The following is a 12677-nucleotide window of genomic DNA, read 5'->3' as shown; positions in this document are numbered from 1 at the left end:
AATCCACTGTAGAGATTATGGAGCCTTTTTGAGTATAGAAAAAAAGTCCCATATGACCTATAATGAAAAGCGACTAAACAACTCATTAGAAAGACTCATATGGAACAACTAAATCTTATCACAAATTTTCTCAGAATTAAAGATAAAAATATCGTTATCACTGATGAATATGATATGGGAACTCACTTAGAACTCCACGGTCACTTGGATTACACAGCCCCTAAATGCCCTTCCTGCAAGGGACAAATGGCTAAATACGATTTCCAAAAAGCCTCCAAAATCCCCTATCTAGAAACTGCTGGTTTCCCACTGCTTATTCGTCTTCGAAAGCGTCGCTTCAAGTGTAAAGATTGCGGAAAAATAGCGGTTGCTGAAACTCCTCTTGTCAAGAAGAACCACCAAATCTCTGTCGCGGTTAACCAGAAAATCGCCCAATTACTCATCGAAAAGCAAGCAATGACACATATTGCACACAGGCTATCAATTTCAACATCGTCAGTTCTGAGAAAGCTTAATGAGTTCAAGTTTAAAACAGATTGGAATACCTTACCTGAGGTGATGAGATGGGAGTCAAACAGTCTGGGGATAGACTGTTTGAGCTGCCTTCAAGAAGGGGAAAATGAGCTTTATCGCTCAAGATTTCAACTCCCTAAATGTCATTACTATTCTGGACGGAAGAACACAAGCAACCATCCGAAACCACTTTCTACGCTATCCTAGAAAGGTTAGAAATCAAGTCAAAGTCATTACCATGGATATGTTTAGTCCCTATTATCAACTTGCTAACCCCTTCGCTCTCCAATTTCTAAGCTCAGGCTGAAACAGTCTATTCCCAGACTGTTTCACTCCCCAATGCAAAAATTGTACTCAACCGCTTTCATATCGTGCAACACCTTAGTCGTGCTATGAACCGTATTCGTATTCAAATTATGAACCAACTCGATAGAAAATCGCAGGAATACCGTGCTTTGAAACGTTACTGGAAACCTCGCTTTCTTATTTCTAGGCTCAGGCTAAATCAGTCCACCGGACTGATTTACTTCAACAAGATAGCCGCGAACTCAGCGATAAACGATTTTATCGCCCTATGTTTCGCATGCACTTGACTAACAAGGAAATTCTAGAAAAACTCCTATCCTACTCAGATGAACTCCGACAGCACTATGAACTCTATCAGCTTCTCTTATTTCATTTCCAAGAGAAGAACTCAGACCATTTCTTTGACCTCATCGAACAGGAAATAGCCACTGTTAATCCTATTTTCCAGACGGTATTTAAGACATTTCTAAAGGATAAAGACAAGGTTTTGAATGCCCTAGAATTGCCTTATTCCAACGCCAAACTGGAAGCTACTAATAATCTCATCAAAGTCATTAAGAGAAATGCCTTTGGTTTCAGGAACTTTGAAAACTTTAAAAAGCGAATTTTGATTGCTTTGAACATAAAGAAAGAGAGAACGAAGTTCGTCCTCTCTAGGTGTTAGCTTTTCATCTACCCACTACAGTTGACAAAGAGCCCTTTTCTTTTTGCCTTCTAGCTTTGATTACTTTGCTTCTTCTTCGTCTTTTTTGCGACGTTTGTACAAACCACCAAACAAGAGGCCTGCTCCAAGCAATCCTGCCCAAGATGACGACTCCTCACCTGTACTTGGCAATACTGCCAACTTACGAGGAAGCTGTGAATCCTGTGAAGGAGTTGATTCAGAGACAGACTCTGAAACGGATTCAGATACAGACTCAGAGACAGATTCGCTGATTGATTCTGATACAGATTCAGAGACAGATTCGCTGATTGATTCTGATACAGATTCTGAGATTGACTCTGAAACGGATTCTGAAATTGATTCTGACACAGACTCTGAAACGGACTCGCTTACTGACTCAGAGATTGATTCTGAAACTGACTCTGATACTGACTCAGAGATTGATTCTGAAACGGATTCAGAGACAGACTCTGAAACGGATTCTGAGATTGATTCTGAAACGGACTCAGAGATGGACTCTGAAACGGATTCAGATACAGACTCTGAAACGGATTCAGACACTGATTCTGAAACGGACTCTGATACTGACTCTGAAACGGATTCAGAAATTGATTCAGATACTGATTCTGATACAGACTCTGAGATTGATTCAGATACTGATTCTGAAATGGATTCTGACACTGACTCAGAGATGGACTCTGATATAGATTCTGAAACGGATTCAGAGACTGATTCTGATACAGATTCAGATACAGACTCTGAGATTGATTCTGAAACTGACTCTGATACTGACTCAGAGATTGACTCTGATATAGATTCTGAAACGGATTCAGATACTGATTCTGAAATAGATTCTGAAACTGACTCGGAAATTGATTCAGATACTGATTCTGAAATGGATTCTGACACTGACTCTGATACGGATACGGATTCAGACACTGATTCTGAAACTGACTCTGATACAGACTCTGAAACGGATTCAGACACTGACTCGCTTACTGATTCAGATACAGACTCAGAGACAGATTCGCTGATTGATTCTGATACAGATTCAGAGACAGATTCGCTGATTGATTCTGATACAGACTCTGAGATTGATTCAGATACTGATTCTGAAATGGATTCTGACACTGACTCTGATACGGATTCTGACACTGACTCTGATACGGATTCAGACACTGATTCTGAAACGGATTCTGACACTGACTCGCTTACTGATTCAGATACAGACTCAGAGACAGATTCGCTGATTGATTCTGATACAGATTCAGATACAGACTCTGAGATTGATTCAGATACTGATTCTGAAATGGATTCTGACACTGACTCTGAAACGGATTCTGATACAGACTCTGAAATGGATTCAGATACTGATTCAGATACTGATTCAGATACTGATTCTGAGATTGACTCTGAAACGGATTCTGATACAGACTCTGAAACGGATTCAGACACTGATTCTGAAACGGACTCGGAAATTGACTCAGATACAGACTCTGAAATTGATTCAGACACTGACTCTGAAATTGATTCAGAAATGGATTCAGACACAGATTCTGAAACGGACTCGGAAATTGACTCAGATACAGACTCTGATACGGATTCAGAAATTGATTCAGATACTGATTCAGATACTGATTCTGAAATGGATTCTGACACAGACTCGCTTACTGATTCAGAGATTGATTCTGAAACGGATTCTGAAATTGATTCTGAAATTGATTCTGACACAGACTCTGATACAGATTCTGATACTGATTCAGACACTGACTCTGAAACCGATTCTGAAATGGATTCAGACACTGACTCTGAAACGGATTCTGAAACGGACTCTGATACGGATTCTGAAATTGATTCAGAAATGGATTCAGATACTGATTCTGAGATTGACTCTGAAACGGATTCTGAAACGGATTCTGAAATTGATTCTGAAACAGACTCTGAAACGGATTCAGACACTGATTCTGAAACTGACTCGGAAATTGACTCAGATACAGACTCTGAAACGGATTCAGACACTGACTCTGAAATTGATTCAGAGACTGATTCTGAGATTGACTCTGAAACGGATTCTGATACTGACTCAGAGATTGACTCTGATATAGATTCTGAAACTGATTCAGAGACTGATTCTGATACAGACTCTGAAACGGATTCTGAAATGGATTCTGAAACTGATTCAGACACTGACTCCGAAATTGATTCAGACACTGACTCTGAAATTGATTCAGAAATGGATTCAGATACTGATTCTGAAACGGACTCGGAAATTGACTCAGATACAGACTCTGAAACGGATTCTGAAATGGATTCAGATACTGATTCAGATACTGATTCAGATACAGACTCTGAGATTGATTCAGATACTGATTCTGAAATGGATTCTGACACTGACTCTGAAATTGATTCAGAAATGGATTCAGATACTGATTCTGAGATTGACTCGGAAACGGATTCTGAAATGGATTCAGACACAGATTCTGAGATTGATTCTGAAACTGACTCAGAGATTGACTCCGATACAGATTCTGAAATGGATTCTGAAACTGACTCGCTTACTGACTCAGAGATAGATTCTGAAACGGATTCTGAAATGGATTCTGATACAGACTCTGATACGGATTCAGACACTGATTCTGAAACGGACTCTGAAATTGACTCAGATACAGACTCTGAAACGGATTCAGAAATTGATTCAGATACTGATTCAGAGACAGACTCTGAGATGGATTCAGATACTGATTCTGAAATGGATTCAGACACTGATTCTGAAACGGACTCTGAAACGGATTCAGATACAGACTCTGAAACGGATTCTGAAATTGATTCAGAAATGGATTCAGATACTGATTCTGAGATTGACTCGGAAACTGATTCTGAAATTGATTCTGACACAGACTCTGATACGGATTCAGACACTGATTCTGAAACGGACTCAGAGATTGACTCTGATACGGATTCAGACACTGACTCTGAAATTGATTCAGAAATGGATTCAGATACTGATTCAGATACTGATTCAGATACTGATTCTGAGATTGATTCTGAAATTGATTCAGACACTGACTCTGATACAGATTCTGAGATTGATTCTGAAACTGACTCAGAGATTGACTCTGATACGGATTCAGACACTGACTCGCTTACTGATTCAGATACAGACTCAGAGACAGATTCGCTGATTGATTCTGATACAGACTCAGAGATTGATTCAGATACTGATTCTGAAATGGATTCTGAAACTGACTCGCTTACTGACTCAGAGATAGATTCTGAAACGGATTCAGATACAGACTCTGAAACGGATTCTGAAATTGATTCAGAAATGGATTCAGATACTGATTCTGAGATTGACTCGGAAACGGATTCTCTAACAGATTCAGAAATCGAATTTGAAAGTGATTCTGAATTTGATGTTGATTCAGAATTAGACAGTGACTCAGAGTTTGAGATGGATTCTGAATTTGATGCTGATTCTGAGTTAGAAGTTGATTCAGATTCAGACAATGAATGTGAGTTTGAATTCGAGAGTGATTCAGACTCAGATGTATCAACTGTGTACCAGTGCGTTGTTTCGTTAACCAATGTAGACAACGGATTTCCCAAAACATACTGAGACCCATAGTCACCCACACCTATCGAACTAAAGTTAGGTTTCCAAAGCCCCCAGTTACCAGCTCTATCCAACGACTGCCTTCCAAAATAGAACTGACCATATTGAGTACCGCCAGTACCTGTACCACCAGTCCAATACCCGATTAAACGCCAATTTTTAGCCGGACTAGTATAGAAGACCATAATACGTTGACCATTGTAAGTAGTCGTTGTATAACTCGGTTCAATAGTCGAATAGGTATTATAATTAGTCCCTGATGTCGAAGTCGAAGCTGCTATCTCACTTGTTTCAAATAACTTAATGAATCCAGTAGTATCTGTGCCATTCCAATCAACTGTACCTGTATAGGTTGGATCACGATAATATAAACTTCTTTTAATTGTCCCTTGATCATCAATGACTGTGATCAAGGTCTTAGTTCCCTGTGCTTCAACCTTACCGTGCATATAGGTAGTACCTGGAGTCAAAGCTCTGGTTGAAGTTGCATTTGTAGTCGTGGAATAGTCATAGCCAACAAATGAACGATTGCCAGATGGTGTCACTGTTTGTCCACCAATTGTCATGACAGAATAGGTAGCAATAATTGTACCGTCTGTTGTTTTATAATAGGTGGTATTTAGTGTATATGTTGGCACCAATGTAGTCCCATATACATTAGCTGAGCTGGTACTAAACCTTAATCCACCAGGAATTCCTGAAGCTGTTGCCAAGGAAGTGTCATAGGTAATTGTGATAGGTGAGTTGTCAGTATCAAGAGTGCTTGGATAAGTAAAGGTTGCACTAGATCCTGGATCAATTTTATAAGACTCTAATACTGTACCAGTTTTACTTACCAATTCTGCCAGTACTGTGTAAGTACTTGTATCTTCGTCTAATGAATAGCGAATATAAGCATTTAAAGCTGTACCACCTGAACTCTTATGGTTTTGATCATAAATATCTGTTGATGTATAACTAAATGTATGCCAACCAGCTACACTTGTACCAGCATATGGCGATGAAAATGTCAAATCAGACACTTTCGCCCCTTTAGCATCTGTCATTTCAGGGGTTGCCGTTGAAAGTGTATCAACTAAGATACCCTCACCCTCACCAACTTTAAGTGTTGCTGTCGTTGAAGTATTAAGAGCAAAAGTAATCACTCCGTCTTCATCATTTTCCAACAACAAAAAACCAATTGCTTGGTTGCTTGCTTGCAAACTGCTGATAATGGTAGCAAGGTCAGCCGCAGTCGCATTCGCATCTCCTAAGATGGTTTGAGCCAACAGCAGCTGATTACGACTGGTTCCAATTGCAGTTAGCAAGGCTTGACTTGGTGCAGTTTGGTTACTTGCGATTTGTACTAAAACCTCTGCTTCCGAAACAACTTGCTCTAAGGTTTGCTTTTCTTCTGCTACAGTTATAGCGCCTGTTTCGCTCGCACTGGTTTCCGAACCTGTTTCACTTGCTGCTGATTCACTTGTGCTGGTTTCAGAGCTTGTCGAACTTGATGGCGTAGTCGATGCTGATTCAGATTCCGAATGTGATACAGAAGTTGATTCTGAAACAGAGAGCGACTCTGAAGCCGATTGACTTTCTGAGTTCGATACGGACTCTGATGAACTGAGCGATTCGGACTCCGAAATCGATGTCGATTCCGATGCTGAGGTTGACTCAGACTGACTCGCTGATTCGGAAATCGATGTCGATTCCGAGGAGCTTACTGAAATTGAGTCTGAGTCGACAACTGTCGTCAACACGACAGTATCTGCTTCTGCCAAGGTTGATGTACTTGTCTCTGATGTCGCGACAACTTCAGAAGCCATAACGGTTTCAACCACGACATTCCCCCCCACAACAGCTCCTGCTGCTGCTAACCCGCGTAACAATTGGCTTGCTGTCATTGAACGTTTTACAGTAGCAAGGTTGACCTCGGCTGAACTTGCCGAAGACTTGCCTCCAATACGTATCAAACCGATTTGCGACATGACTGTCCTCACCCAGTGCTTACCGGATTTATGCATTTTTACACGACTTTTTCGAGATACTTCGGTAAAGTCATCTTTTCTTTGCATTTTCATTCAAAGAAATCCCCCTGATGTTTCTTTATCATTTAGTGTCCTAAAAATGTCCTATTGCCCAATAGTCCCCCTAAATAATTCATCTATTATACCAATAAATTATACTAAAGTCAATGATTTTACTGAAATGAAAACGTATTTTTCGTCTTTTGTTTTCAATTTTAATATATTGTTAAAAATAGTTTTCAAAATATATTTTCACTTTTATATCAATAAAATCATGAACCCAGTTGATTACAACTGGGTTCATAATTATTCTTGCTCTTCTTTTTGTTTTTTCTTTTTGAGTAGCCCAAATAACAGCATTCCTCCGAGCAAGGAGAGGGAGGTTTGAGATTCCTGACCTGTGCTTGGCAAGGCTTGGAGAACAGATTCGGATAGGGTTTGAGATGGGACTTGCTGAGCAGGCGTAATCGCTTCAGATTCGGAGACTGATTCTGAGATCGATTCTGAAACTGACTCGCTGACTGACTCAGAAACAGATTCTTTAATCGATTCGGAGATGGATTCGGAGACGGACTCAAAGACAGATTCCGATACGGAGAGACTCAAACTCTCTGTCATAGGCTGGTAATGAAAAGAAAAGATAAGATTACTCTCACCTTTTCCATTTTTCTAAAATTGAAATCTTTTGTATACATTTTTGATAGTCTTGCATCCTACCAGCTTTCAAATAAAAATCCTTATGTAGATTCAATCGCCATCTATAGGCTCGTAATTCTGGCTCGATATCAAAACCAATCAATGACAAGACAGTAATTCGTTCTTCAATACTTTTCAGAGGAAAGACAGAAGAGATTTCGACCGTTTTAGTAACACTTGTTTGTCTTTTTCGATGGTAATACAAACTCGTATTTGAAAAGACAATGCGATCAGCATTCAGATAAATTTTCCAGGTTGTATAGTCGTCCTCAACTTTTTCATCTTCTGGATAAACAATGCCTTCCAATAGGGAGGATTTATATAGTTTGCACCACGGAACTGTAAAGCATTGACTAATCGCAAATCGGCCTTCATACTCTTTTTTAAACCATTCTTGCGGACTATAAACCTGTCTAAAGTAATCTTGAGCTTGTAAATGGAAAGCAAATGAACTCGTCTCTTCCATAAATTGAGTAAAATTGACCACGGCAATATCTGCCTCCGCCTCTTTCAAAGACTGATAGAGGTAATCAATATGCTGAGGATCCAACCAATCATCATTATCAACAAAGAGAATATAGTCTCCACTCACCAATTGTAAGGCTGTATTTCTGGCTGCACCTACTCCGCCCCCACCCAGTGGTTTATTCACCAGTTTAACTCGACTATCTTTTTGTCGGTACTGCTCACAAACGCTAGCACTTTCATCCGTTGAACCATCATTCACCAATATTATTTCAAGATTTTGATAGGTTTGATTTATAATACTATCCAAACACTGTTTCAAATAAATACCCGCATTAAACACAGGAACGATAACCGATACTTTTTCCATCCTACTTAAACTTTCTAAATTGATCGTATAATTCTAACTTCACCCTTATCGTTCGATACAATTCTATCTGTCCTGCATAGAGGGCATCTGCTTGACATTTTTCTAAGCGCGCAACATACGAAGCGATCTGAGCTTTTGGATTGTACCCCATCGTCACTAGCAGAGCAATACGCTCCTCGGCATTACTAATCATGGTCGTAATATCCTGCAACATAGCAGATCGAGATAGTCCTTCCGGCCGTTGAGAATAGTAATAAGGACCTTCATTGGTGAAATGTATCTGATTGGCTTTCAAATACAATTTATAGATCGTTGCATCGTCTTCTCTGAGACGACCTGTCGGGTAGCGAATATCTCCAAATAAGGACCTTTTAAATAATTTCAACGGAGAGAAGGTGAAAGCAAGGTGCATATTGTTTTTCATATTTCCCTCTAAGTCCAACCAGTCTTGGATGGAATAGACCGTCTGGAAATAGTTTCCTTCATGATGGTAAAAAAGGAAAGACTGCCGTTCCTCATTGAAAGAGGTGAAATTAGTGGCGGCAATATCCGAACCTGACTCTCTCGCTCCGTCATATAGATGCTGGAGATAGTAATCTTCTACAAAATCATCTGAATCGACAAAGGTAATATATTCCCCCTTCGCACTGTCAATCCCCTTATTGCGTGCCGCAGACACCCCTGCATTTTCCTGGTGAATGACACGGATACGTTCATCTTTTTTGGCATATTCTTCCAAAACAAAGGCGCTCCCATCTGTCGAACCATCGTTAATTAATATCAATTCAAAATGAGGATAAGTCTGTTTCAATAAAGAATCAATGCAGCGGTTTAAGTAAGGCTTTACATTATAAACAGGGACAATAATACTAATTAAAGCAGGTACTGCTTGCACTTCGTGTTCTTCTTTCACCGAAACCTCCTGTAGAGTTTGCGGCGCAACACCCACCCAAGCCTTTACGGAGTAAAGGTAGTCCGCATCTTCTGTAAACTGAATATCTGTATCAAAATTATGCTCAGCGGTGTGCTTGTGGTCAAGTTTCACCTTGGATGTTGCCTTCATCTGGAACCATTCATACTCGGAATCGATGTGTCCCAAGTCAATAGCCTGATAACCCCTCTGCATCAAATCAACTGCCAAGACCTTGGCTGTCGGCCCCAACATCAGAAGGACCAACTTATCATCTGCATGCTCTAGAATCGCTTCTAAAATGTCATCGTATTTAGCAAAAGCATTCTTTGAGGGACAAACGATACGAGAAACAGAATCTGCTCCAGCAAACAGGTCGTTTCCAACCCCCGATCGACTGGTTTCACCTTCGACAATCAAAATATCTCGCCCCTGCCATAAGTCCTTAATGGCCGCAAAATAGGCTGCCGCAGGTTCCTTATCCACCAAGTCGATATAGGGACGCGAAATAAAGGTTGAACCATACCAATCAGATTGACACTCGTGGGCATAAAATTGACCATAGCGCTCAAAATGACTCTTCCAAAATTGTTGAGCATTTGAATTATACCGTTCCAATCCTTGAAAGACATCTGGCAAACACACCACTAATTCCGGAGAACTTGGAATGGTCAAAATAGCTTTTAAGGCCGCCGCTAATTCTGAATCATATGGCTGATAGGGGATGCTAGACCCCTGAATCACATCAATTTCTCCATCTCCAAATCGCACAACAGAGGACTGGTGTTCTTTGATATAAGCAAGACTATCCAAAATCGGCAAAACACGAATTTCTTCTAATTTTCTCATCCTTCTCCCCCATCACATATGGCACTAAAGACAGCATCGATCAATAATTTTTTCGTAAAATACCCTTGTCGAACCAAGGGATTAAAGGCTCTTACTCTAGCCACAAATCCCTGATAGTCAGCTGGCGTCATAGCTTGAATTTTTTCAACTGCTTCATCCAGACTGTCCACAACCAAACCAAGTCCATTCGCCTCGATGATTTCCTGATTGGCAATTCCTCTCTGAACAATCACAGGGATTCCTGCTGCTACAAAAGCACCTAATTTATACGGACAATAGAGGGTTTGATACCCCTTGTCATGATCATCCATCCAGACCAAGCCAAATCCGCCCTGCGACATTTCTAACAAGAGCTGTTCATCTGGGCGATAAGGCAGGCGTTTTACCATGGTTGGCAACTCCACCTCTTGGCGACAATAAAGATGAACCTGAACAGGATAGTTCCAACTTTTCATGAAGCTAAAACGCTCTGGTGAGCCCGGAAAGTGAATCAAGGGCTTGTAATAAGCTGGTAATTGCGGAGCATTGGTCGGATGATCCCACATCCCCTGAACTAGTGTCTTTTTCACAGTCAAACCATGTTCACGCAAGACATCAATCATCTTTTGACTCGGGGCCACAATGATATCTGCTAGATTATAGTAGGCAATGGTCCGGTCCATCAAGTAGTAATTTCCCGCAAACATTAAAGGAACAACATCGTGGATAAAAATCACAATTTTGATTTGATAGGCCTTCAACTTTGCCATCAAGCGCTCATCAAAATTCGTTGTATTCCAAGTCGGCGTTTGGAAGATGACAACATCCCCATGCCGCAAGCCAGCCACAATCCCATCCAAGCGTTTACTGAGTTCAGACGGACTATCTGCCTCCATATTATAAGCATAAACCCCTAGTTCACGATAGCCAAGCCCAATCGCAATATCTGTCACCATATTTTGTCCAAGCTGCGCCGTTGAAGATGCTGCTTGACCGTTTAAATTCGTAATATAGACTCTCATTTAGTTGTTTCCGTATTTATCTATCATCCGCTTGCGGAATTCCAGGTTCTTATAAGCTACTACATCCCCATTACGCAGTTTGCTATCCCGATTTATCTGCGAACGCCATTTGTAGGCGGCAATTTCCCGTGACAAATCAAAACCAAGCAAGCCCAGCACCTCAAGGCGTTCTGCCACTGGCTCCGTTGAAAATATTGTCGCCTGATCGGCTGTCTGGGTCATCGACCCCGCATTGACACGATAAATCAGACTAGAGCGATGCATATAGGCGATTCGATTCGCTGCCAAATATGTTTTCCAAGTTGTCCGGTCGTCCTCCCCAAAACCATCTGTCGGATAGAGGATGTATTCAAACAGAGACTTTTTATACATTTTGCTCCAAGGTACTGTGAAACAGAGGGAAATATTGTGGCCAACACCATATTGGAAAGCAAACCACTCTTCTGGGCTATAAACAGCCTCGTAATAATCATCTGCCGCAATATGTAAATTGAACTGCCCAGTTTCCTCGTAATACTGAGTAAAGTTGGAAATGGCTACATCACTTCCTGTACGAGTAAGTAGTTCATGCAAATCAGAAACATGATTAGGATCAATCCAATCATCTGCATCCACAAATACAATATAGTCCCCTGTCGCCACCTCAAGCGATGTATTGCGGGCTGCGCCTAGACCCTCATTCTTCACCTTGTGAACCACTCTAACCCGTCGATCTTGCTGACGTAACTGCTCGCACAAGAGAGCTGACCCGTCTGTCGAACCATCATTGATCAATAAAATCTCTAGATTTTTATAATCCTGTGCCATAATACTTTCGACACATTGACGAAGATGTTTTTCCCCATTGTAAACAGGTACAATTACACTCACTTTTTCCACTTAAACGCCTCATTCCCTCTTAAATATTACCTTTATCATAGCATGCCTAGACTAGAAATGCAAAAATAGTCTGTCATTTTTCTGTAAACAAAAAGGGGATTTTCCCCTTTTTTAACGATAGATTCCATAATGCTGGTGAGCTGACCACAGTCCCGTCACCATGGCTTGAACCAACTCTGGATCCATCAAGAAATCTATAACTTCCTGCCCATTGAGGTATCCAGCTTCACTCTTAAAACCTGTGAAAGCTTGGCAGCGTTCCTCTAGTTCCTTCCGAATGTCCAGATGCTTTTGTGGATTTGGCAAAGGCTGGTTCGCATCACAAGCTCCTGCCAAAAACTCCTCAACCGTCATGTGGTTGGCCAACTCACGCAAACCAGCAAAACGCCCTTCTTCAAACCC

The 12677-nt window shown here is 40.8% G+C and carries 7 protein-coding genes and 1 pseudogene; 1 reads left to right on the top strand and 7 read right to left on the bottom strand.

The window, feature by feature from the left end; translation table 11 throughout:
- Positions 1–99 precede the first annotated feature (99 nt).
- Positions 100–1483: pseudogene (locus tag PW252_RS05255) on the top strand (transposase).
- A gap of 60 nt (positions 1484–1543) precedes the next feature.
- Here PW252_RS05255 and PW252_RS11305 read toward each other — a convergent pair.
- The 7 genes from PW252_RS11305 to PW252_RS05215 form a co-directional block, all read right to left on the bottom strand.
- Complete coding sequence (locus tag PW252_RS11305) at positions 1544–7153, bottom strand: KxYKxGKxW signal peptide domain-containing protein (RefSeq protein ID WP_398582954.1); 5610 nt, start codon at positions 7151–7153, stop codon at positions 1544–1546.
- Between the two features lie 258 nt (positions 7154–7411).
- Positions 7412–7723, bottom strand: coding sequence for an LPXTG cell wall anchor domain-containing protein (locus PW252_RS05245; RefSeq protein WP_248050493.1), 312 nt, complete (start codon positions 7721–7723; stop codon positions 7412–7414).
- A 34-nt stretch (positions 7724–7757) separates the two neighbouring features.
- Positions 7758–8636: a glycosyltransferase family 2 protein gene (locus tag PW252_RS05240; protein ID WP_248050495.1), complete on the bottom strand. Its 879-nt coding sequence runs from the start codon at positions 8634–8636 to the stop codon at positions 7758–7760.
- Between the two features lies 1 nt (position 8637).
- Positions 8638–10395: an SP_1767 family glycosyltransferase gene (locus tag PW252_RS11300; protein ID WP_248050498.1), complete on the bottom strand. Its 1758-nt coding sequence runs from the start codon at positions 10393–10395 to the stop codon at positions 8638–8640.
- On the bottom strand, positions 10392–11396 hold the full coding sequence (locus PW252_RS05225) for a sugar transferase (RefSeq protein ID WP_248050500.1): 1005 nt from the start codon (positions 11394–11396) through the stop codon (positions 10392–10394). Before PW252_RS05225 ends, PW252_RS11300 begins: the two co-directional genes overlap by 4 nt.
- A complete protein-coding gene (locus tag PW252_RS05220) occupies positions 11397–12266 on the bottom strand; it encodes a glycosyltransferase family 2 protein (protein ID WP_248050503.1) in 870 nt (289 codons plus the stop codon).
- Positions 12267–12386: 120 nt separating this feature from the next.
- On the bottom strand, positions 12387–12650 hold the full coding sequence (locus PW252_RS05215) for a hypothetical protein (protein WP_248050505.1): 264 nt from the start codon (positions 12648–12650) through the stop codon (positions 12387–12389).
- Positions 12651–12677: the final 27 nt, after the last annotated feature.

This window comes from Streptococcus sp. 29887, from assembly GCF_032595075.1.
GTDB lineage: Bacteria > Bacillota > Bacilli > Lactobacillales > Streptococcaceae > Streptococcus > Streptococcus iners.
Note: the sequence above shows the minus strand (reverse complement) of the source record. Positions and strands in the feature narration are given on the sequence as shown.